The 22,863-nt window shown below is 59.7% G+C and carries 20 protein-coding genes; 8 read left to right on the top strand and 12 right to left on the bottom strand.

Annotated elements, in window-relative coordinates; genetic code table 11:
* Positions 1-86: 86 nt before the first annotated feature.
* The 4 genes from C3Y91_RS10005 to C3Y91_RS09990 all read right to left on the bottom strand — a co-directional run bounded on the left by C3Y91_RS10005 (position 87) and on the right by C3Y91_RS09990 (position 4,276).
* A complete protein-coding gene (locus C3Y91_RS10005; RefSeq protein ID WP_168575275.1) occupies positions 87-1,229 on the bottom strand; it encodes an ABC transporter ATP-binding protein in 1,143 nt (380 codons plus the stop codon).
* A 13-nt stretch (positions 1,230-1,242) separates the two neighbouring features.
* Positions 1,243-2,079: a carbohydrate ABC transporter permease gene (locus tag C3Y91_RS10000; RefSeq protein ID WP_018480417.1), complete on the bottom strand. Its 837-nt coding sequence runs from the start codon at positions 2,077-2,079 to the stop codon at positions 1,243-1,245.
* Positions 2,072-2,953: a carbohydrate ABC transporter permease gene (locus C3Y91_RS09995; RefSeq protein WP_018480416.1), complete on the bottom strand. Its 882-nt coding sequence runs from the start codon at positions 2,951-2,953 to the stop codon at positions 2,072-2,074. The genes C3Y91_RS10000 and C3Y91_RS09995 overlap by 8 nt, the downstream gene beginning before the upstream one ends.
* A gap of 63 nt (positions 2,954-3,016) precedes the next feature.
* Positions 3,017-4,276: an ABC transporter substrate-binding protein gene (locus C3Y91_RS09990; RefSeq protein ID WP_024321588.1), complete on the bottom strand. Its 1,260-nt coding sequence runs from the start codon at positions 4,274-4,276 to the stop codon at positions 3,017-3,019.
* Between the two features lie 170 nt (positions 4,277-4,446).
* Here C3Y91_RS09990 and C3Y91_RS09985 point away from each other — a divergent pair, with 170 nt between their 5' ends.
* The 4 genes from C3Y91_RS09985 (at position 4,447) to C3Y91_RS09970 (ending at position 10,233) form a co-directional block, all read left to right on the top strand.
* Positions 4,447-5,466, top strand: a complete 1,020-nt coding sequence (locus tag C3Y91_RS09985) for a LacI family DNA-binding transcriptional regulator (protein WP_024321587.1) — start codon at positions 4,447-4,449, stop codon at positions 5,464-5,466.
* 271 nt (positions 5,467-5,737) lie between these two features.
* Positions 5,738-8,767, top strand: a complete 3,030-nt coding sequence (locus C3Y91_RS09980; RefSeq protein ID WP_024321586.1) for an alpha-mannosidase — start codon at positions 5,738-5,740, stop codon at positions 8,765-8,767.
* Between the two features lie 147 nt (positions 8,768-8,914).
* Positions 8,915-9,637, top strand: coding sequence for an antitoxin Xre/MbcA/ParS-like domain-containing protein (locus tag C3Y91_RS09975; RefSeq protein WP_024321585.1), 723 nt, complete (start codon positions 8,915-8,917; stop codon positions 9,635-9,637).
* The gene (locus C3Y91_RS09970; RefSeq protein WP_024321584.1) at positions 9,634-10,233 is read left to right on the top strand and encodes an RES family NAD+ phosphorylase; all 600 of its coding nucleotides are present in this window, start codon (positions 9,634-9,636) and stop codon (positions 10,231-10,233) included. Before C3Y91_RS09975 ends, C3Y91_RS09970 begins: the two co-directional genes overlap by 4 nt.
* 46 nt (positions 10,234-10,279) lie before the next feature.
* Here the strand turns inward: C3Y91_RS09970 and C3Y91_RS09965 are convergent, their stop codons facing one another.
* Complete coding sequence (locus tag C3Y91_RS09965; RefSeq protein WP_024321583.1) at positions 10,280-11,203, bottom strand: LysR family transcriptional regulator; 924 nt, start codon at positions 11,201-11,203, stop codon at positions 10,280-10,282.
* Between the two features lie 124 nt (positions 11,204-11,327).
* Between C3Y91_RS09965 and C3Y91_RS09960 the strand changes: the two genes are divergently transcribed.
* On the top strand, positions 11,328-12,164 hold the full coding sequence (locus tag C3Y91_RS09960; protein WP_024321582.1) for an alpha/beta hydrolase: 837 nt from the start codon (positions 11,328-11,330) through the stop codon (positions 12,162-12,164).
* A gap of 62 nt (positions 12,165-12,226) precedes the next feature.
* Here the strand turns inward: C3Y91_RS09960 and C3Y91_RS09955 are convergent, their stop codons facing one another.
* Positions 12,227-12,865: a TetR/AcrR family transcriptional regulator gene (locus C3Y91_RS09955; protein ID WP_024321581.1), complete on the bottom strand. Its 639-nt coding sequence runs from the start codon at positions 12,863-12,865 to the stop codon at positions 12,227-12,229.
* 200 nt (positions 12,866-13,065) lie between these two features.
* Between C3Y91_RS09955 and C3Y91_RS09950 the strand changes: the two genes are divergently transcribed.
* Positions 13,066-15,528, top strand: coding sequence for a glycoside hydrolase family 3 C-terminal domain-containing protein (locus tag C3Y91_RS09950; protein WP_024321580.1), 2,463 nt, complete (start codon positions 13,066-13,068; stop codon positions 15,526-15,528).
* Positions 15,529-15,621: 93 nt separating this feature from the next.
* Here C3Y91_RS09950 and C3Y91_RS09945 read toward each other — a convergent pair whose 3' ends face one another.
* The 3 genes from C3Y91_RS09945 to C3Y91_RS09935 all read right to left on the bottom strand — a co-directional run bounded on the left by C3Y91_RS09945 (position 15,622) and on the right by C3Y91_RS09935 (position 17,986).
* A complete protein-coding gene (locus tag C3Y91_RS09945) occupies positions 15,622-16,158 on the bottom strand; it encodes an OmpA family protein (RefSeq protein WP_024321579.1) in 537 nt (178 codons plus the stop codon).
* Positions 16,159-16,172: 14 nt separating this feature from the next.
* Positions 16,173-16,847, bottom strand: coding sequence for a L,D-transpeptidase (locus C3Y91_RS09940; RefSeq protein ID WP_024321578.1), 675 nt, complete (start codon positions 16,845-16,847; stop codon positions 16,173-16,175).
* Between the two features lie 164 nt (positions 16,848-17,011).
* A complete protein-coding gene (locus C3Y91_RS09935) occupies positions 17,012-17,986 on the bottom strand; it encodes an alpha/beta fold hydrolase (protein WP_024321577.1) in 975 nt (324 codons plus the stop codon).
* Positions 17,987-18,123: 137 nt separating this feature from the next.
* Here C3Y91_RS09935 and C3Y91_RS09930 point away from each other — a divergent pair, with 137 nt between their 5' ends.
* The gene (locus tag C3Y91_RS09930; RefSeq protein WP_024321576.1) at positions 18,124-19,173 is read left to right on the top strand and encodes an AI-2E family transporter; all 1,050 of its coding nucleotides are present in this window, start codon (positions 18,124-18,126) and stop codon (positions 19,171-19,173) included.
* 321 nt (positions 19,174-19,494) lie between these two features.
* Entirely contained in the window at positions 19,495-19,920 is a 426-nt protein-coding gene (locus C3Y91_RS09925) for a CBS domain-containing protein (RefSeq protein ID WP_024321575.1), read from the top strand.
* 50 nt (positions 19,921-19,970) lie between these two features.
* On the opposite strand, the gene C3Y91_RS09920 is transcribed toward C3Y91_RS09925, so the two are convergent.
* From C3Y91_RS09920 to C3Y91_RS09910, 3 genes are read right to left on the bottom strand one after another with little or no spacing between them, the layout of a single operon-like run.
* Positions 19,971-20,975 carry an ABC transporter ATP-binding protein gene (locus tag C3Y91_RS09920; protein WP_024321574.1) on the bottom strand — a complete coding sequence of 335 codons (1,005 nt, stop codon included), beginning with the start codon at positions 20,973-20,975 and terminating at the stop codon, positions 19,971-19,973.
* Positions 20,975-21,952, bottom strand: a complete 978-nt coding sequence (locus C3Y91_RS09915) for an ABC transporter ATP-binding protein (protein WP_024321573.1) — start codon at positions 21,950-21,952, stop codon at positions 20,975-20,977. Before C3Y91_RS09915 ends, C3Y91_RS09920 begins: the two co-directional genes overlap by 1 nt.
* On the bottom strand, positions 21,949-22,863 hold the full coding sequence (locus tag C3Y91_RS09910) for an ABC transporter permease (protein ID WP_024321572.1): 915 nt from the start codon (positions 22,861-22,863) through the stop codon (positions 21,949-21,951). The genes C3Y91_RS09915 and C3Y91_RS09910 overlap by 4 nt, the downstream gene beginning before the upstream one ends.

The following is a 22,863-nucleotide window of genomic DNA, read 5'->3' as shown; positions in this document are numbered from 1 at the left end:
TGATTGTCTTGTTGCTCGCAAACCGCCTGGGGAAATGCGTTCAATCGGCTCTCTTGTTCGAGTTTTGAGCAAGATCCTGCGCACCATCACCAGATGCTGGTACGGACGTCCGGTTCAAAGAAATGGAGTTCCTCGGCATCGACAGCGATGCGCGCGATGTCACCTGCGAGGACTGTGCTCTTCGGAGAAAAACGGGCTACAGCAGCCTTTTCGTTGCCGATGTCGGCGACGGCGTCCGGGTCGCCGGCATCCACACGGGTGGCGTCGATATTCAGATGCACCATGGATTCAGAACCTAGCGCCTCGACAAGAGTGACCGGGGCCGAGATCTCGGCCGAAGAGGGCCGGATTGCGGCATCGTTCATATGCTCGGGCCGGATACCGACAATGACCCGACGGTTGGACGCACCGTTGAGCGAGGGCCGGTCTTCGAAAACCCGGTCGGGGATTTCTAGGCTGTTGCTGCCCAGGGTCAGCGTCCTCCCGTTCAGAACGGCCTCGTACAAATTCATCGAGGGCGATCCGATAAAGGCGGCGACAAAGACATTGTCAGGACGATTGTACAGGTTTTGCGGTGTGTCGACTTGCTGCAGCACACCGCCTTTCATGACAGCGACGCGGTCACCCATCGTCATCGCCTCGACCTGGTCGTGGGTCACGTAAATCGTCGTGACATTCAGTTTTCTCTGGAGACTGGCGATCTCGGCGCGCATCTGAACGCGCAGCTTGGCATCGAGGTTCGACAACGGTTCATCCATCAGGAAGGCCGCTGGTTTGCGGACGATCGCCCGTCCCATGGCGACACGCTGACGCTGGCCTCCTGAAAGGAGTGCCGGCCTGCGGTCGAGCAAAGTCGTCAGTTCAAGGATGCGTGCGGCTTCGTCTACGCGGCTGGCAATCTCGGTCTTCGGCAGGCCTGCCATCAGCAAGGGGAAGGCAATGTTCTCCCGCACCGTCTTGTGCGGGTAGAGCGCATAGGACTGAAAGACCATGGCGATGTCGCGATCCTTGGGATCGACATCGTTGATTAGCCTGTCACCGATCCTGAGTTCACCGCTCGTAATGCTCTCCAGGCCAGCAATCATCCTAAGCGCCGTCGACTTTCCGCATCCTGACGGACCGACGAACACCATGAACTCGCCATCCCTGACGTCGAAGCTCAGATCGTGCAGAGCGTGAAACCTGTTTCCGTAGACCTTGTTGATATTGCGCAGTTCTATGCCGGCCATGCCTTTGCCTCCCTCATCCCTTTACAGCGCCGAAAGTCAGGCCGCCGACGATTTGTTTTTGCAGTGCGAGCGTTACGATGATGACCGGCAGCGAGTAGAGGACGGCTGCGGCGGTCATCGCCCCCCAGGCAAGCCCATAGACCGAATTGTATTCGGCGATGACGATAGGCGCCGTTTTGGTCGCCTCCGATGTCAACAGCAGCGCGTAGAGGAACTCGTTCCAGCTTGTGATGAAGGTAAAGAGCGCGGTGACCGCTATCCCCCCTGTCATGACCGGAAGCACAATCTTTCGAAACGCCTGGAATCGTGTGCAGCCATCCATGCGCGCCGCTTCTTCGAGCTCCCGCGGTATGCCCTCGAAGAACGCGGACATGAGCAACAGTGCCAGTGGTACCGCGGCCGACGTGTGGGCGAGGACCAGGCCTGGAATGGTATCGAGCAGACCCAGTGACTTCAAAAGCTGGAACAGCGGAACTCCTAGCGCCACCGATGGCACCATGCGCGTCACCAGTGCGAAGAGCAGGAAAATGGTGGTGATCCGGCGCCGGTACTGCGTGGCGACGTAAGCGGCAGGCACGGCCACCGAAAGCGAGAGAGCCGTCGTCAGCACCGCGACGGTCAAGGAATTGACGAAGGCTCTCGGCAAAGTGGAGGATCGCAGCACTTCGCGGAAGTTCTCGAACGAGACAACGGCCGGAAAGAAGCTTGGCGGGATCTGCTGCACATCAGCCGCGGGCTTGATGGAGGTCATCAGGAGATAGATGTATGGCAGCGCGTAGGATAGCACCAACACGAGGGCTGCCGCGTTGATCAGGATTCCGCTGAGATTGAGGCGGCGAGCTCTACGCATGGACCGGCCTCCATATCTTCCAATAGGCGACTGCCGCCAAAAGCATCATGACGATGAGGAACAATGTTCCGGACGCGGAAGCCTCGCCGAGATCGCCGAACCGAACCATGCGCTGGTAGATGTTCATAGAGAACACTTCGGAAGCATGACTGGGACCACCCTGCGTTTGTATCCAGATCAGGTCGAATGTCTTTGCAGCATCCACGCCCCGCACGATCACCACGACGGCGATCACCGGCCGCATGAGGGGAAGGGTGACATGCCAGAAGCGCTTGAGCGCATTCGCCCCGTCGATCCGCGCTGCCTCCAGGAGGTCTTTCGGGATGTTCGTCAGCCCGGCATAGGACACAAGCGCGACAAAGGAAGTCGTCAGCCAGATGTCGGCAAAGGAAACAGAATAAATGACGATATCTTCGCTGGACAACCATGCGATCGCTTCTGGATCGCTTATCAGACCCAAACGAACGAGCCCGTAGTTCAGAATGCCGATATTGCCGACGAGCAGAAAGCGCCAGAGTAGACCCGCGACGATCGGCGGAACCATCAACGGCAGAGCGAAGATCGTGCGATGCCAGCGCGATTGACCGGCAAGCGCCGAAAAAAGCAGCGCCGCACAGAAGCCAAACGTGAACTCGAAAAACAGCGCGAAGAGCGAATACTGACCGGTCCGCAGAGCGCTTTCCATGACACGTTTCGACGTCAAGGCATCGACATAGTTCTGCAGCCCGACCCATTCGCGTATATGAGGCGTGATCGTATCGACCTTGAAAAAGGAGTCGAAGACCAGGAGCCCCACCGGGTAAGCGACCAGCACGCCAAGGATGGCGACTGCAGGCGCGAGCATGCAAAGCACAAATCGGTCTTCACCCGACATGTCCGTCTCCGAAAGCTAAGGGCGGGGCATATTTTGCCCCACGATGTTGAGGAATGTACGAGGCTAGTTGAGAATGTCCTCGATCGTTTCCTTGGCTTCCGTCAGGACCTCGCCGACATCCGCCTTGCAGGTCAGCGCCTGCTGGATAGCCGGGAGAACAGCTTCATCGACGATTTCCTGATATTTTTCATTGATCGGCCGGCCCTGGGTGGTAGGCGCGCTCAGCGTCTCAAGAAGTGGAGGGAAGTGCTCATAGCCGGCCTTGCCTGAATAGCTGCGATAGGCGGAGTTCGTCGCGGCAAGGCCGAGGGGAGCTTCGATACCCAGGGCATTGTTGGCGATAGCAAACGAGATGAATTTTTTCGCTGCATCCTTGTGCTGGGATGTCGAAGGAACGACGTTGTACCAAGGCCCGGGAACAGCGGCGACCCCGGCGTCGCCGGCCAGCATTGGCACCACGCCGACTTTGCCGCTGACCTTTGAATCCGGAGGCGTCATCTTGTAGGCGTGCGCCCAGAACTTCATCATGGCTGTTTTGCCCTGGTAGAACAGGTTCTGCGCCTCGCCCCAGCCGATTTCGTTCACATTTTCAGGAACGGAATGATCAATGCAGTGCGGCGCGATGTAGAATTCAAGTGCCTTTTTGTGCGCCTCGTTGTCGATAATGACCTGCCCGTCCTTATCGAGGATCACCCCTGGCGAACCCGCCTGCAGCACATGCGCCATCCATTCCTCTGAAAACGTGCCGATGGTGTCGGTGCCCCAGAAGTCAGTCTTTCCATCGCCGTCGGTGTCACGCGTGAAGAATTTCGCAATGTCGCGCCACTGCTGCCAGGTTTTGGGCGGCGCGAGAGGATAGCCATACTTGGCCTGAAAAGCCTCCTTTTCCTCAGCCTTATCAAACAGATCCTTGCGATAGAACACGATCTCGGCATTGGCCCAGGCAGGCATGCCGATCAGCTTGTCACCGACCTTCGCATCGGCAAGCAAGGAAGGCGGCAGATCCGCGCGAACCGCATCGGTGAAAAGAGCCGAGAGATCCTCGACGTGGCTTGCAAATTTCGCATTCCACACGACGTCGATCGTCACGACATCGAACGCGGAAGAGCCTGAGGCGATTTCGGCCGAGAACTTGTCAAAGACACCCTGATAGGGAACGGTCGTGAAGTTCACCTTGATGCCTGTTTCGGCAGTAAACTTCTCGGCGACCGCCTTCTGCAACATTTCGCCGCCGCCTTCCACCAGAATGTTGATGGTTTCGGCATTGGCAGTGGCGGCCATGAAAACAAGCGCGAGTGCGCTGGCACCAAGCAATTTCTTCATTGATTCCTCCCTGTCGGCTCGCTGCACTTGCACTGAGCCCTCCTTCTTGGTGCGAAGGTAGTCCTCGTATGACGACGTTGTCAATATGGAATGACGACGTTGTCAGAAAAATATGTCGACGTTGTCATGCGTCTGGTCTAAAACGAATCCCGACAAGGAGATTGGCGTAGATGGTGAGCATAGTCAGCGTCGCGAAAGTGGCGGGGGTTTCCAACAAAACTGTGTCTCGCGTTATCAACGGCGAACCATATGTGACCGAGGAAACGAGGGAGAGGGTCGAAAGGGCAATTCGAGACCTCGGATATGTGCCCAATATGGCCGCGCGCCAAATACGCTCAAGTCGCTCCAACACATTTGGTATCATCGCTGACTACGTGTCGACGACGCCTTATTCAGTGGATATCGTTCGCGGGATCCAGGATTGGGCCAATGCCAACGGCAAGACCATCCTGATGGCAAACACCGGCGGTGCGTCCGAGCAGGAAATTAAAATTTGGAAAATGTTCCAATCGCACCGCATTGACGGTGTTCTCTACGTAACGATGTACCATCGCATCGTTGACCCCGAAACCGGCGACGTCGGTATCCCCACAGTCATGATCAACTGTCGACCTCGCACGAGCGAATTGTTGCCGTCAATCGAACCCGATGACTACCAGGGTGCGCAGAATCTGACACGCTATCTGCTTGAAAGGGGCCATCGAAAGATCGGCTACATCCGACTCAATCCAATTTTGCTTGGCGCGGAACTGCGCCTCGATGCTTTCCGCAAAACCACCGGAGACTTTGGCCTTGCGGAGAGCGACCTTAGTATCCGTCTAGGCATGGAAGGACCGGTTGGAGCAGAGAAGAATTACGTTTTTGCTGCCGCCACCGAGATGCTTCAACAAAAGGATCGACCGACCGCAATCATGAGCGGCAACGACGAAATGGCGATCCAAGTCTACATCGCGGCGATGGCAATGGGTCTTCGGATTCCCGAGGATGTCAGTATTGTCGGCTTTGACGATTTCCGGACGGTTTCCCTGGCGCTGAGGCCGGAGCTGACCACTGCCGCTTTGCCATATTACGATCTCGGTCTGCAAGGTGCGGAATTGTTGAATAGCGTGGTGGCGGGAAGCGAAGTTTGCCCGAGCAGTCGAGTTATGTCCTGCAATTTGGTGGAGCGACTTTCGGTGTGCTCCTTGTAATCTAACCTCACGCGCGAGAGCGTCTGGTCGAGCAAGCAAGCTTTCGCAAGAACATGGCGTCACGGTGACACCCGGTAAACCCCGGTTCACTTCTTCCGGGCTTGACGCCAAATCAAAGTTACTTAATCTAAGACTCTGCAAGCCCGCTTGGAGGAGGGGCCGGGCAATCGCGATGTCGGTCGCGCCATCTTCATCTCCCCCAAAACCATGACCACGACCCCAAAAGCATGACGACAAGATTGCCAGCCGTCGATTTTCAACAGGATAAGCTATGCCTCTGACCATTGCCCAGCGCCTCGATCGTCTGAAAGTTCGCATTGCCGAGTTGGCGCATTGGCGAGATCGACAAAGTGCTACGATCGACGGCTGGACTTTCGAGGGCGAGCCGATCGCACATCACCAGGATTGGCCGCACCGCCAGGGGGTGGTGCATTTTGCCGCCACTGCTGAAGCGCCGGAGGCGTGGCCTCTCGCAGATATTCGCCTGCAGCTCGATCTCGGCGGCGAGAGCCTGATTACGCTGAGCTATCCCGATGGCGAGACGGAAACATTCGGTCTCGATCCCTATCATCAGGAATTCCCGGTGAAGGGCCGCCGCTTCTCGATCGCAACAGAAACCGTCGCCCGCTTTCCGTTCGGCGAGCCCAATCGAGCGCCCAAGCTCAACAAGGCGCGGTCTATCTGGCTCGATGGACCGGCTCATCGCCTGCATCTTCTGTTGAAGCAGGTTTCTGAGGCAATCGAGGTGCTGGGCGAGCATGAAGTCGTGCCGCACCTGATGGATGCCGCCGAGCATGCGTTGCGCAGCCTCGACTGGCCGTCGGATACGGCGGCCTATATCTCCCGCACATCCAGCGCCGTCATGCAGCAGAAGATCTGGGAACTGCCGGAACTTGAGGTTAATCCGGCAGGCCTCACAGACGAGCAGAGCGGCTCGGCAGCCGCAGCCTTCAAGGCTCTGACGGCGCGGTTGAAGGAGCTGCAGAAGCGCTTTCCCCCGAACGGAGAATTGCTGCTGACCGGCCATGCGCATATCGATCTCGCCTGGCTTTGGCCTTATCGCGAGACACGGCGGAAAATGCGGCGCACCTTCAATACGGCGCTCTCGCTGATGGAACGCTCCGACGATTTCCGCTTCAATCAATCGACCGCCCATTATTACGCGCAGATGGAAGAAGAAGACCCGGCGCTTCTCGAGCGCATCAAAAAGAAGGTCGTGGACGGAAAGTGGGAAACCGTCGGCGGCATGTGGGTGGAGCCCGACACGAACATGCCGACCGGCGAAAGCCTCGCCCGTCAAGTTCTCTATGGCCAGCGCTATTTCGAAAAGACCTTCGGCACCCGCCATACGGTCTGCTGGCTGCCGGACTGCTTCGGCTTTTCCGGCGCGTTGCCGCAAATCCTGAGACAGGGTGGCATCGACAGCTTCTTCACGATCAAGGTCAACTGGAGCGAGACCAACCATATTCCCTCCGATCTCTTCTGGTGGAAGGGCCTCGACGGCAGCCGGGTGCTGACCCATACGTTCGACAATCCGATGCAGGGTTATAACGGCTTCGTGCAACCCGATTGTTACGTGCCGACATGGAAGAATTTCCGCGGCAAGACGCAGCACGATACTTCGCTTCTGGCCGTCGGTTACGGCGACGGCGGCGGCGGCGTCACGCCGGAGATGGTCGAGCGCGAAGTGCAGTTGCGCGATTTCCCGGCTATCCCGCAGGCGCGATGGGGCACCGTCAAAAGCTATTACGAGCAGGCACACCGCACCGCTGGGGAAAAGAACCTTCCGGTGTGGGATGGCGAAATCTATCTCGAACTGCACCGCGCCACGCTGACGTCGCAAAGCGGCGTCAAGCGCAAGCACCGCCGGGCCGAACGGGCGCTGATCACCGCGGAAACCATCGCTTCGCTGGCGCATATGCTCGGAGCAGGCAGGCAGCCCCGAAGCCTCGAGTCGGATTGGCGCGTGGTGCTGAAGAACGAGTTCCATGACATTCTGCCGGGCTCGAGCATCCGCGAAGTCTATCAGGATGCAGAGCAGGAACTGGACGGCGTCATCGAACATGCCAAGGCCGAACAGGCGGGGGGATTGCAAGCGCTGTCGGCCAAGCTGCCGAAGGGCGGGGTTGGCGATGCCCTCGTCGTCGTCAATCCGTCCCTCGCGCCGAGGCCGCTCAGCGCAACGCTCTCCGACGGCACGGTCGTCGCGACCGCGGATCTCGTCGCGCCCTTGTCCGTCGCGGTTTTCGACAAGGGCTCGCTCAAGCCGGCGGGCGGGCTGAAGGCAGGTCACGACCATCTCGAAAACGACCACCTCTCGGTCGCCATCGGCAAGGACGGGGCGGTGGTGAGCCTCATTCACAAGGCATCGGGCCGGGAAGCGGTCGACGGCTCGGCAAATCAGCTCTGGGTCTATCCGGCTGACAAGCCGCGCAACTGGGACGCCTGGGACATCGACGCGGATTATGCCGAAAAGGCCATCCGCCTCGATGCGCCTGACAGTATCACCCTCGTTGAAGAAGGGCCGCACCGCGCGGCGATCCGCGTCGTTTACCGTTACCGGAATTCGAGCGTCACGCAGACCTATGTGCTGACGGCCAACGCCAGGCGGCTCGACATCGAAACGACGATCGACTGGCATGATCGCCGCACACTTCTGCGCACCCTGAACCCGGTCGCCGCGCAGGCCCGCAAGGCGACCTTCGAATGCGCCTTCGGCATCGTCGAGCGGGCAACGCACACGAATACGTCCTGGGAACTGGCGATGTTCGAGGCCGTCGCGCACCGCTTCGTCGATATCAGCGAGCCGGATTTCGGAGTCGCGCTGCTCAACAATGCCAAATACGGCCATAGCGCCCGCGGCAACGTGATCGGCATGAGCCTCGTGCGCGGGCCGATCTATCCGGATCCGCTCGCCGACGAAGGTGAGCAGAGCTTCACCTATGCGCTGATGCCGCATGAAGGTGCCTGGCATGAAGGCGGCGTTCTCGACGAGGCGATTGATCTCAACCAACCGCTCGTCTCGGCTGAATCCAGCGGCCTCTCCGCCGGCACTTTCGCGCCGCTTGTGATCACCGGCATCCCCGTCGCTTTCTCAGGCCTGAAGCCGGCGGAAGAGGGCGATGGGCTTATCCTGCGTCTTTACGAACCGGCCGGCCGGCGCGGCAGCCTCGCCCTTAGCCTGCCTTCCGGATGGAAGGTATCGCAGCCGCTGAACATTCTCGAAGAGCCGACGGAGCGGAAGGGACCAGCCGACATGATGCCGTTTGAAATCCGGACCTGGAAGCTACAAAAGGCCTGATGTTCCTCCGGGGAGATCACGCCTCGCCGCTTCGATGCCGCGAGGCGTTGCGGGGTCTCACCATGAGCAAAAGCCGATTAATGAGACAAACTGGACAAATGGGCCATTTGAGACTATATCAGCTCCTCTAAGAATGGAGATAGTTTCATGGCTGGTTCCCATGTGCAGCAGGGTCGTGCTCGTCAGGCGCAGGTTGCCGATCGTGTTGCCGCCAAAGTCGCCGATGTGCTGAGAGCCGACGCTACATTCGAGTCCGGCTCGGTTGCCCTGTCCGCCAGAATTGCGGGAGCGGCGGCGGCGGCCATTGTCGATCTTCCCGTTAGCGTGCGACGCGAACTCAGCAAGCGACAGGGCGAACTTACCCGCCGCATTCGTGGTCTGGTAGAGTCCTTCAGCGATGCACCTGATGGCGGCAAGATCGCGCTTGAAATTCCGAAGGCCGTGGAACCCTCCAAAGGCGAAGGGCTTGGGAAGATCGCCACGGCGGAGGAAGGCGAGCGATTGCTGGACGAGCTTGCGGTTGCCCGCAAGCTCGAGGATTGGGCGGGGCCGGTTGCCGGCGCAAATGAACTCCAGCGCGATTTCGGAATTGCGCGCTCCACCCTCAATCGCTGGCAGCATGCCGGCGAGGTCATCGCGCTGCTGAAAGGAACGAGGAAGCACGTCTATCCGATCGAACAATTCATCGACGGGCGTCCGGCAAAGGGCATAGGAACGATTGCCGCTCTCGTTTCCAATCAGCGGGTAGCATGGCTTTGGCTCAGCCAGCCGAATCCCATGCTGGGCGGGCGCAGGCCCATAAACCTCTTGCAACAGGATCATGCGGAGGAGGTCGTCGACGCGGCCCAGACCTATTTCTCCGCGCAATGACGCTCGACAAGGCCGTCCTGCAGCGCCTCGCCGTTCGCGCCGACATCACCGACTATGTCAGAATCATCTCGCGCGCTCACGCCGCGACGCCTCTCGGTATGGGCTTCGGCAAGACGCGGTTTTCGAGCCCGAGGGATAAGTTCCGGTTGCTCTATCTCGCTCAGGATCCCGCGACGGCGATCGCGGAGACGATCGTTCGTGACCGGTTTCAAGGCAAGGCCGAGCGATTGATACTGCGGGAGGAGTTCGACCGCTATTCGATCGCCGTTATCCGAAACCCCAGTCCGCGTTTCCTGCTCGACCTGCGCTACGAAGGCGCAAACCTGCTCGGGGTTTCGACAGATGCCGTTCGAGCCAGGGCACAGACCAGCGGACGCCGGCTCAGTCAGGAAATCTACGATCGCACCGATTTCGACGGCATTCTCTACATGTCCCGGATCACCAACAAGCAGTGCGTTGCCGTCTATGATCGCGCTACGGCCAGCATTGAGGCCGATGGCCCCGCATGGGATCTCATCCGCTTGTCCGCGCTCGGCCCCATACTCGATGCCTTGCACCTCACGGTCATAGGTGGGGGAATGATGTCCAATCGGTGAGAAGGACGCGTGGCGCTGTCGTGCTTCGGCATTCAGCCGAGCTCGATCATCGCGACAAACTTGGCGCTGGTCGAAAAGCGTCGGGTCGGGCGGCAAAGTTCGCAACAACAAAATCCACGAAAGCGCGGACTTTTGGTGAAAGCTGACGATTGGAGGGCCAGACGAGCGAGAGCGAGCCGTACGGCACCATGAAGGAAGTCAGGATGGGGACCAAACTTCCGGTTCGCATATGGGGCTCTGCGACGTAGACAGGCAGATGCGCGAGCCCCAAACCGTCCCGTGCTGCCCGCAGCCCTGCGTCCGTATTGTTGAATGTAAGGCTTCTCGGGAAAAGAACCCGATCGTATGGTGAGCGGAATGCCCACGGCGCGAGCCGGCCGCTGGACGGGTATTTGAAGTGAATGCAGGCATGTTGGGAGAGGTCATCCGGCGTCTCCGGTTGTCCATGGCGGTTGAAATAATCGGGACTTCCGCAAACGACGAAATGCTGGTCGCCAAGATGGCGGGCAATCAATCGAGCATCGGCGAGCTCGCCACTCCGCACGACGACATCCAGGCCCTCTGCCACCAGGTCTATCACCTTGTCTTCGAAATCGATGTCCAGTTCGATCTCCGGAAATTGCTCGGCAAAAATAGGCAGGATCGGCATAAGAAGATGGTGCCCGACGATATGCGGCACACTGACGCGAAGGCGCCCCCTTGGACGTTCCCGGCTTCGTGAGATTGTGGCTTCTGCATCATCCATGTCGTCGATGATGCGTTTGTAGCGCTCGTAGAGGACCGCTCCTTCCTCAGTCAGGCTGATACTGCGCGTTGTCCGATTGAAGAGCCGCACGCCCAGCCGGCTTTCGAGACGCGCCACTGCCTTTCCGATCGCGGACGGCGAAACTCCGGCAACCCTAGCGGCTGCAACATAGCTCTGCTGTTCGACGGCGTGAACGAAGGCGACAACGCTTGCGAGACTCTCCACATTAGCACCTGATTGAAGATATTTTGTCCTTTATGTACGGCCACGAGGTGCCATTGATCAATATTGCATAGAAAATATCCTCTGTCTCGATGCGCGACCAGCCAATATCAAAGGAGTGAGCGGTATGCGGGACTATGCAAAAGAACGACCCGAGCACACGGAAAAATACATCGGAGAGAATGACTTATTTCTCGAAATATTTCATGCGCACAGCGCTTCGAGGCAGTCCGTTCGGCCGCCTTTGCTCTTCGTCCACGGCGCCTTTACCGGGAGCTGGATGTGGAGCAAATACATTCCTCATTTCATATCGGCTGGATGGAACTCTTATTGCGTCAACCTGCGGGGCCACTACAAAGGCAGGTCGGTGGATTTCACAAAAATCCTGTTTGAAGATTACCTGGAAGACATCCGGCTGGTGATCGCCGAAATCATCAAAGAATGTGGAACCCCGCCCATCGTGATCGGATTCAGCATGGGCGGAATCCTGAGCCAGAAACTGGCGGAAAGTGTGAAGATTGCCGGGCTGGTCTTGATCGATTCCAGCATTTGCAAGGAAGTGCATGCGGAGGCGCCCTATCGCGATCTCGCGTTGCGAATGCCCGGCCTCGTCGTACCTGCTCCCGTGCGCGACGAGCAAATCAGCGTCGATGAAACATTCGAGGATATCGAATTCCAGCGGAAGTACCTGTCAATGGAATCTGCAAAGGCATTCAGCGCATTTTCCTTTCATTTCGGGGCGGAGGGGATTTCCATCAAAGGCGAGAAGATCGCCTGTCCCAGCCTCGTCATTTGCGCCATCAACGACGAATCCGATGAACATCGAGGCCGGGCGACAGCACGTCACATCGGCAGCGAGTATTTAGGTCTCTGGGGTACGACACATACCGGTCTGCTTGTCGGGCAGCGCTATTACGAAGCTGTAAGCCGCATTATGGCCTGGTTGGCACGCTTTGATGGATGAAAGATCTTCCGATGGAGCGTCATCCGCGACCGGCTCCCGAGCGCAGAGTCGCAAGCCAAAACTCAGTCCTCCAGGCCAAGGCTCGCCAGCAGGCGGGTGACATAGGCTTCCAACCCGCCGACCATGTCGAAGCGGGTGGGATCGCGCAACCAGAGCATCTGAAGGCCGTCCATCACGGCGATCAGCTCGGCCGCCATCGCCCTGCCATCGATTTTGCGGTCTATCGAGCCATCGGCGATGGCCCTTTCGAAGGTCGCGGCGATGTCGTCCTGCAGCTGGGTGGCGCGATCGAGAAACCATGCTTTGGCCGGGTGATCCTTCATCAGGCTCTCGGCATTCAGGATGGCGAAGGCCCTGATAACCTCGATCATTTCGGCGTTGCGGCGGAAGACCCCGACCATGCCCTTGAGCAGGCCGCGGAGATCGGAGCGATAGGGCCCGATGTAGCTTTCACATTCGAGATCGCGCTTGTCCAGAATGCCTAGCAGGAGATCGACCTTGGTCGGGAAATGGTGCAGCAGGCCGGGCAGCGACAGGCCGACGTCGCGAGCCACATCGCCGATGGCGGCATTCTGATAGCCGTCTTCGGCAAAGCGCCGCATCGCAGCCGACAGGATCTCCGCGCGGCGCGCTTCGCCCTTGCGAGATCGGCGCCGTCGCTTTTCCTCCTGTCCGGTCTTCGGTTCGAAAAATTCTGCCATCGTCTCTTCCGCCTGCCCCTTCTCCCGCCCTCTATCCATATATCACGGCTCGGCGGTTGACATCTTAAAAATACCGAGTAATCGGTAGGTTTAAGAACTGCCTGGTGCGTAGAGAAGTTGGCGTCGCCACCGGATGAATTGCCCGGGCATGCTCGGCCAGCACTTCGCAATGCCCGAATTCCATTGAAGGGGAGGTTTGCATGATCGATTCCATTCTCGACAAGATGACGCTCGAGGAGCAGGTCTCGCTGCTGTCTGGCGCTGATTTCTGGACGACCGTTCCCGTCGAGCGTCTTGATGTGCCGAAGATCAAGGTGACGGACGGGCCGAATGGGGCTCGCGGCGCGGGCTCGCTGGTCGGCGGCGTCAAGGCGACCTGCTTTCCTGTGGCCATCGCGCTCGGCGCCACCTGGAATCCCGATCTCGTCGAGCGCATGGGCGTGGCACTTGCCCACCAGGCGAGGAGCAAGGGTGCCGCCGTGCTGCTCGCACCCACGGTGAATATCCATCGTTCCGGCCTTAACGGGCGAAATTTCGAATGTTATTCCGAGGATCCGATGCTGACCGCGGAACTGGCCGTCGCCTATATCAAGGGCGTACAGAGTCAGGGGATCGCGGCGACGGTCAAGCACTTCGCCGGCAACGAATCCGAGATCGAGCGGCAGACCATGTCTTCCGATATCGACGAGCGGACGCTGCGCGAAATCTACTTTCCGCCCTTCGAACAGGCTGTCAGGCGCGCCGGCGTTATGGCCGTCATGTCTTCCTATAACCGCCTCAACGGCACCTATACCAGCGAGCATGAGTGGCTGCTGACCAAGGTGCTACGCGAGGAATGGGGATTCGACGGGATCGTCATGTCCGACTGGTTCGGTTCGCATTCGACGGCCGAGACGATCAATGCCGGTCTCGATCTCGAAATGCCCGGCCCGGCGCGCGATCGCGGCGAGAAGCTGGTTGCCGCCGTGCACGAGGGCAAGGTCGAAGCCGCCACGGTGCGGGCGGCGGCGCGGCGGATCCTGCTGCTGCTCGAGCGGGTCGGCGCGTTCGAGAAGAGGCCCGACCTCACGGAGCAGGCGGTCGACCTGCCGGAAGACCGAGCGCTGATCCGGCGTCTCGGCGCGGAAGGCGCGGTCCTGCTGAAGAACGATGGCATGCTGCCGCTTGCCAAGACATCGCTCGACCGGATCGCCGTCATCGGACCCAACGCCGCGAGCGCGCGTGTCATGGGCGGCGGCAGCGCGCAGATCGCGGCGCATTATACGGTCAGCCCACTCGAAGGGATTCGAGCCGCCCTTTCCAATGCCAACAGCGTCAGCCACGCCGTCGGCTGCCGCCATAACCGTCTGATCGAGGTGGCCAAGGGAAAGATCACCGTCGAATATTTCAAAGGGCGTGGTTGCCAGGGCAATCCGCTTCACGTCGAGACCGTCGACAAGGGCGAGTTCTTCTGGTTCGAGCTGCCGTCAGGCGAACTCGACCCCGCCGATTTTTCGGCGCGGATGACGATGCAATTCGTGCCGGAGGAGAGCGGCGATCATGTCTTCGGCATGACCAATGCCGGACTGGCCCGGCTCTTCGTCGATGGCAGGCTCACGGTCGACGGCCATGACGGCTGGACACGCGGCGAAAACTATTTCGGCACGGCCAATGACGAACAGCGCGGCACGGTGGCGCTCGATGCGGGCCGAGCCCATGCCGTTACCGTCGAGTATGATCCCCCGGTGGCGAACGGGGAGGGGATCAACCTCACGGCCATTCGGTTCGGCGTCGAAAAGCCCTTGGGCGAGGCCGATATGCAGGAAGCCGTCGAGACGGCGCTGAATGCAGATGTGGCGCTTCTCTTCGTCGGCCGCGACGGCGAATGGGATACCGAGGGCTTGGACCTGCCCGACATGCGGCTTCCGGGCCGGCAGGAAGAGCTGATCGAGCGGGTTGCGGCCGTCAACGCCAACACAGTGGTCGTGCTGCAGACCGGCGGCCCGGTGGAAATGCCCTGGCTCGGCAAGGTTCGCGCCGTGTTGCAGATCTGGTATCCCGGGCAGGAGCTGGGCAATGCCGTCGCCGATGTCCTGTTCGGCGACGTCGAGCCCGGTGGACGCCTGCCGCAGACATTCCCGAAAACGCTTGCCGACAATTCCGCCATGACGGGCGATCCAGCCGTCTATCCGGGTAAGGATGGGTATGTGCGCTATGCCGAAGGCGTGTTCGTCGGCTACCGTCACCACGATACACGCGCTGTCGAGCCGCTCTTCCCCTTCGGTTTCGGCCTTGGATATACGCGCTTCAGCTGGGGTGAGCCGCGCCTGTCGACGAGCGACATGGGTGCCGAAGGCGTGACTGTCAGCATCGATCTGACCAATATCGGCGACAGGGCCGGGTCGGAATTGGTCCAGCTCTATGTGCGTTCGCCAAAGTCCAGAGTGGAGCGGCCGGACAAGGAGCTGCGCGCCTTCGCAAAGCTTTCGCTGCCGCCCGGTGAGACTGGGACGGCCGTAATGAAGATCCTGCCGCGCGATCTCGCTTATTTCGACATCGAGGCCGGGGCCTTCCGCGCCGAACCGGGTGATTACCAGCTGATTGTGGCGTCGAATGCCGCGGATATCAGGTTCATCATCGATCTGCCGTCACCACTCGAACATGTACTGCCACCTTCGTATTAAACGCAGGCTAGCGAGATCCATGTCGTATTCGAGCTGAGCCGGGCCGATAGCGCTTGGCGCCTCTGCGCCAAGCGTTGAGTGGTTCGAGCTGGATCAGACCGCGTCAGGCTGAGCACGCAGATTGGAGACGACGCGCCTGTTCTGGACCTTGCAAGAGCGCTCCGTGCAGTCGCGGACTTCGCGGTCGTTGCCGTAGCCCTTGGCCCACATGCGTCTGGCCTCCACGCCCTTCGAGGCGAGATAGGCCATCGCCGCATCGGCGCGCTTCTGCGACAGCGTCTCCATCTTGGATGCGGAACCGGAATCGTCGGCAAAGCCCTGCAGCTTGAGCAGCCAGGACGGGTTCTTGTTGAGCCAGGCGGCTTGGTTATCCAGGGTTGCCATGGCGACGGAATCGAGTGTTGCGGAATCCTGCTTGAAGTAGATCCGCCGGCCGACATTGAGGATGAAATCCTCTTCGCTGCCCATCGCAACATTCTCGAAACCGGGCGCCGGATCGTTGGTCTGGCCGGTCATCGGCGCCGCAGCAGGTTCTTCCACGGAGGCGATATCGGTGGTGCTGCAGGCGGCGAGCGCCAGGAGCATGGCTGCGGCGGCAAGGCGCCTCACATATCCGGTCGGAGCAGACATCAGGGTGATATTCCTCATTCGACCGGAGTTGTTTGGCTGACCTGCGCGGCATTCTCAGCCTGATCGGCAATATGCGGCAGAACCTGCACCGCGGTGCCGATCGGGCAACGCTGGTAAAGATCGATGGCGTCTTCATTGAACATGCGGATACAGCCGCTCGACGCATCCTTGCCGATGCTCCACGGCTCCAGCGTGCCGTGGAAGCGATAGCCGGTGTCGACGCCGTCGCGATGCAGGTACATGGCGCGGGGACCGAGTGGATTTTTCGGTGAGCCTCCCGCCACGAATTCGGGCAGTTCGGGATGGCGCTTGCGCATCTCAGGCGGCGGCGTCCAGCGCGGCCAAAGCGATTTGCTGTCGATCGTCGCGCGGCCAAACCATTTGAAGCCCTCGCGGCCGACGCCGACGCCGTAGCGGATGGCCGTCTTGTTCTCCATGATCACGTAGAGGAAATGGTGTCTCGTATCGACGACGACGGTGCCGATCGGCTCGCTGCTGAAATATTTGACGACCTGGCGGTGCCACTTCTTGTCGATCTTGGCGAAGTTGGTTCTTCGGAACGTCACGCCATTGTCGACGATGGTGCCGTCGAAAAAGGAAGACGCCGCGGCGAATGCCGGTTTCCGGACTGCACCGGCGCCAAGTAACGCCAATCCACCAAGCACAATATTTCTGCGTGTCCACGGCATCGGCAATATCCCCCTTAAAGCCAAGCAGCGAAGCGTCAGTAAATCAGATTTTTCATTTGCCACAATAGAAAAATCATCTCCACCCTAAAGGCAGAGATCGGGTCGCGGGTCTCCTGTGTCTGGTATTGCCCCATCGTTGCTCTGGAATGCCGCGGCGCTTCGAATTAAAGGGCCGGGGATTCATCTCCTCTGAAGACCGGCATGTACTCTTTGCGAGATGGCGCTTCCGCAACCGCCTGCGAGCCGATGCTCCTCACACGCGGGAGTTCCGTTTCTTGTGCGGATGCCTCCACAAGGTCACCAAGCATCCGTCGCGCCACGGCAGGGACCACATGATGGGGCAAATGCCCGACACCTTTCAGCAATCTGACGATCGGCCCCGGATGCTTCCTGCAAAGCCAATCGATATGCCAGTTCGGTGAAATCACGCGGTCCGCCATCCCGAAGAGAACGTGCAGGGGAAGATCGCCAGGCAGATCTGGAAGGCGCTCCATGTCTCGGTTGAAGGCGCGCAACTCGTCTGCCATCGTGCGGATGGTAATGGGATTGACCACGTGAGAGGCCGGCAGGTCCGAGAGATGAGAAGGCAGGGGATTGGGAAAGGAGGACGACCTCAGGCCTCGATCGAGAAAGAATGCGGGCCACCGGCCGATGACGTGCTGGCGGATCAACGGCCCGACCACCGGGGCGACCGCCGATCTAAGCACAATCAACGGCTTCGGCGGCACTGGCCTGCAACATGGAGAGATGAGAAAAAGCCCCCTGACCAGGTCCGGTCTTCTTGCCGCAAGGTATAACGCGGCTGCGCTGCCGATCGAGTGCGCGACGATCGTCACCTCCGGCAGGTCAAGAGAGGCGAGAAGGTGTTCAAGCCAAAAGGACTGTCCCTCAGGTCCACGCTCAGCCGGTGCAAGCGGCGTGCTCAATCCATAGCCAGGGCGGTCGGGTGCAATGATCCGGAAATCGCTGTTGTCGAAGGGAAACAAAATTTCCTGCGCAAGGCTGCCGCAGCCATGCAGCAGGAGGACTGGAATGCCATGTGGGTTGCCACCGTCAATGATGTGAACATCCTGATCTTCAACGTGAATTGTAGTTCCGAGCGTCGGCTGGACTGATTGCTTCATTAACATGAGCCGCATAACGAAAATCGCAGGTAGAAGTTCCGGCCGGTTGCGAGACGGCGCCTGCGTTATCGCGCCGTTAGGGTGGAGGGGAGGCCCAGCGCTACCGCCGCATCTGTGCTACCATCATCGCGGTCTCGAAGCGGAAAGATCGAATGCTCCTTCAGCGTGTCAGTTTCTATGTGCTTCTGGTCCTCGTGACCATTGCGTTCGTCGCCGTCGTGCTACCGTTCTATTCGGCGATATTCTGGGCAGTCGTCCTCGCTATCATCTTCTTCCCGTTTCACGCCCGTTTGGAGGCCCGGCTGGGTGGGCGGGCAAACCTTGCTGCAGCGCTCTCCGTGCTGATCTGTCTTTGCGTCGTTATCATTCCCGGGCTGATCGTCCTCAGTTCACTCGTCCAGCAGGGCAACCTTCTCTACCAACGCATGGACAGCGGCGAGATCGATGTCCGAAGCTTTATCCAGAAAATGCAGGAAGCGTTGCCCTTGTTCCTCCGCGACTGGCTCCGGAAGATCGAGCTGAATGGCGCCGATACGTTTCAGGATCGCGTTTCCTCGGCATTGATGCAGGGCGGCGGCTTCTTTGCCGGGCGTGCCTTGAGCCTCGGCCAGAACACCCTGCGGTTCTTCGTGACCTTCGGCGTGATGCTCTATCTCCTGTTCTTCGTATTCCGGGATGGGCGTGTCCTTGCCGGTGTCATCAGAAGAGCGCTGCCTCTCAGCGACGCCCATACGCTGCGCTTCACTTCCAAATTCACCTCGGTCATTCACGCGACCGTGCGAGGCAATATTATCATCGCCATCATCCAGGGTTCGATCGGCGGGATCGCCTTCTGGGCACTCGGCGTCGAACCAGCCCTTCTGTGGGGCGTGCTGATGAGCTTCCTGTCGCTGCTGCCTGCGGTCGGCGCCGCATTGATCTGGATACCCACGGCCGTTTACCTGGCCCTTGCCGGCTTTTGGGTGAAGGCGATTGTGCTGGTTGCGGTCGGCGCCCTCGTCATCGGTCTTGTCGATAATCTTCTGCGGCCGCGCCTGGTCGGCAGGGAGACCAAGCTTCCCGACTATGTTGTCCTCATTTCCACCATTGGCGGCATTTCTCTACTAGGCATCAATGGTTTCGTGATCGGGCCGCTGATAGCCGCTCTCTTCATCGCCGCTTGGGGGATATTCGTGGAGGAGGAGGGCACGTCGGATTCCTGACGATGCGGCCGGAGCAATTAACGATGGCTTCCGGAACTTTCGTCTCCCTGGCTGGTTTGATAGATTCGAACCATCATCATGTTCAATCGACGCCAACCGTAAGATCGGTTTTGGGGGCCTACGTTTACTGATCCGGGCAAGGTGCGGAAAGTGCGCCACGGACTGCCGGCAGAAGTCCAGGCCCTCTGGTCGGATCCTGATAAGCCCGTTGAAGATGGTTCGAGGAGCGACCAGGAGGAGCGGGCATAAATGGAGCCGCCTCCTTTCGGAACGACTCTCACGTTTGACGTTCCGCTAACCGCACAAGCAGGAGGAAAGACCATGAAAGTGTCAGAGATCATGTCGCGCGATGTAGAAATCGCCAACCCTAGTCAGACGATAGCCGAAATCGCGAGATGCATGGCCGACAGGCAGATCGGCTTCCTGCCGGTCGGCGACAACGACCGGCTCGTCGGAACGATCACCGACCGCGATCTCGTCGTGCGCGGGCTTGCCGACGGACTCGGGGGCGATGCAAAGGTGCGCGAAGTCATGTCGCGCGATGTCAAATATTGTTTCGAAGACGAAGATGTCGACGACGTGACCCGCAATATGGGGCAGGTCCAGGTCCGCCGCCTTCCCGTCGTCAATCGTGACAAACGCCTAACCGGCGTCATCTCGCTCGGCGATGCGTCCCTGGCGGACACCGCTGCTGCGGGAGCCGGGTTGAAAAAAGTGTCCCGTCCGGGCGGCGCTCATGCACATTAGAACAGGGATGATTTTAGGCCTGAAGCAATCAGCGATCCTATCGTTTGAGATCATTCATCGTTGAGGTGGCAAGCCGACAGGTGCCTCGGTGCAATTTCCTTTTTCACCGGCGCTTCCATATGACAGCGATCCATCGCAAACGGGCATCTCGGATGAAAGTGACAGCCTTTCGGCGGGTTTATCGGGCTGGGGAGTTCGCCGTCGACGGGCTTGAACTGTCGCTTGCCGGGTTCGATGCGCGGCACCTCGGCCAAGAGCGCTTTCGTGTACGGGTGATTGGGCCGCCTGAAAACCTCCTCGACGGGCGCCTCTTCGACGATGCGGCCGAGATACATGATCGCAACGCGATCGGAAATATGTTCCACGACGCCGAGATCATGGCTGACGAACAAATAAGTCAGGTCGAGCTTGTCACGAAGTTCCATGAACAGATTGATGACCTGGGCCTGGATGGAAACGTCGAGTGCCGCGACGCTTTCGTCACAGACGAGGAATTTCGGCTGCACGGCGAGCGCGCGCGCAATATTGACGCGCTGCCGCTGGCCACCGGAAAACTGGTGCGGGTATCGCTTTTTCATGGCCGGGTCGAAACCGGCCAGCATCAAGTATCTGTCGACATAGGCGTCGCGTTCCGTCGAGCGGGCAAGCCCATGTGTTCGAGGCGCCTCCCAGATAAGCTCCTCGACGGTCATGCGCGGATTGAGAGCCGCCATCGGATTCTGGAAGATCATCTGGCTGGCGAGACCGAACTGATGCTGCTCGCCTTTCGACATGGCGCTTCGGTCCATCCCCTTCCAGAGAATTTGGCCCTGGCTTGGCGAGGTGATCCCCGCAATGGCGCGGCCGAGCGTCGACTTTCCGCATCCGCTTTCGCCGACAAGGCCGACAACCTCTCCGGGCCGAATGCTGAGGCTGACATTATCAAGCGCGTGCACGACGGGCGCAGGTTTGGCCAGTTTGAGCTTGAGCGCGATCGTGGCGGCGAGGTCGGGCTTGGCTCCGAAGCGCTGCGACACGTTCCTCGCTTCGATCAGGGGCGCGGCGGTCGCCGTCATCATGCTACCTCTTTCGTTACGGGATGAATGCAGCGGAAGGAGCGATCGCCTTCCGGCATGAGCGCCGGCATGACCAGACAGCCGTCGGTTGCCCGATCACAGCGCGTACGAAAACTGCATCCCTGTGGGAGCCGGTCGATCGCCGGTGTCATGCCGCGGATCTGGTGAAGGGGTTCTCCGCGTCTGTTTTGCGAAGGAACGGACGCGATCAGACCGGCCGTGTAGGGATGGTGAGGATCGGTCAGAACCTTGCCCACCGGTCCGGTCTCCACAAGGCGGCCGGCATACATGACGGCGATCTCGTCGGCCAATCTTGAAACGATCGCCAGATCGTGGGTGATCCAGATCACCGCGGTATTTCCCTCTTCGGTGAGTTTCTGGAATTCGGAAATGATCTGGCTCTGGATCGTCACATCAAGCGCCGTTGTCGGTTCATCGGCGATGATGAGGTCCGGCTTGTGAAGAAGCGCGATGGCAATTGCCACGCGCTGGCGCATTCCGCCGGAGAACTGATGCGGGTAGGCGGCAAGCCTTTCTTCAGGGCTTGGTATTCCGACCAGCGCCAAAGCATCCCGCGCCCGCTGCCGGGCGGTATCCTTCGAGACCTGGTCGTGTGCCTGGACGGCTTCCACCATCTGCGTACCGACCGTCAGGACCGGGTTGAGCGTCATCATCGGATCCTGGAACACCATGGCGATCCGCTTGCCGCGCAGCTGCCGCATCTCTTCATCCGAATATTTCGCGATGTCGGCGCCGTCGAAGATGATCCTGCCGCCGGCAACCCGGCCGGGTTTATCGAGGAGCCGCATGATCGAGAAGCCGGTCACCGACTTTCCGGATCCGGATTCTCCCACAAGACCAAGGACCTTGCCGCGCTCCACCGTGAACGACACATCATTGACGGCGCAAAGGCTGGGCCGTCCCCTGCCGTTACCGAATTCGGTGACGAGATTGCTCACTTGCAGCAATGGGGTCATGACATGTTCCTCGGGTTGAGCACATCGCGCAGCCGGTCGCCGACGAGATTGATCGCCGCGATCGTGACCAGAAGGGCAATGCCGGGAAAGAAGCTGATCCAGTAGAGGCCCGTCAGAAGATACTGGTAGCCCGTCGAGATCAGCATGCCGAGCGAGGGTTCGGTCACGGATGCACCGAGACCGAGGAAGGACAAGGTTGCTTCCAGACCGATTGCCCGGGCGATCTGCATGGTGGCGATGACGATGACCGGCGCAAGACAGTTCGGCAGCAGGTGCCTGAAGAGGATGCGCCATCCGGGCAGGCGCAGCATCCGGGCCGCCTCGATATATTCCTTCTCGCGCTCGACCAGAGCGGTGCCGCGGACGGTGCGGGCATAGGTCGCCCACTCGGCGATGATCAGTGCGATCACGACGTTGGACACGCCCTTGCCGAGCACGGCGAGCATCATCAGCGCCATCAATATGGTCGGAAACGACAGCTGCAAGTCGACGAGCCGCATCATAGCGTTTTCCGTGCGCCCTCCCATGTAAGCGGCGAACAGTCCGGCCGAGGTTCCGATGATGGCAGCAGCGAAAGCCGACAGAACGCCCACCAGCAAAGAGGTGCGCAGCCCATAGAGGATGCCGGACAGGATATCGCGGCCCTGGCTGTCGGTACCGAGGTGATAGACAAGCCCGGTCATGGATTCGGACCCCGGCGGCAGCCGTCCATCCATGATGTCGAGCTGCATCAAATCATAGGGATTTTGCGGAGAGATCCATGGCGCAAACAGCGCCAGGCAACAGATGATCACCAGCGTGAGGAAGGCGATCGCGGCTGCCGGAGAGCTGAAGAAATCCGCGATCCCTTTCGACAGACGACTGGGTTCGGGCGCTGGAGCGCTTGTGTCTTGCGTGTTTGGTTCGGCCAT

Source organism: Rhizobium ruizarguesonis, from assembly GCF_012349115.1.
GTDB lineage: Bacteria > Pseudomonadota > Alphaproteobacteria > Rhizobiales > Rhizobiaceae > Rhizobium > Rhizobium ruizarguesonis.
The sequence above is the reverse complement of the archived record's forward strand: the minus strand, read 5'-3'. Positions and strand labels throughout refer to the sequence as shown.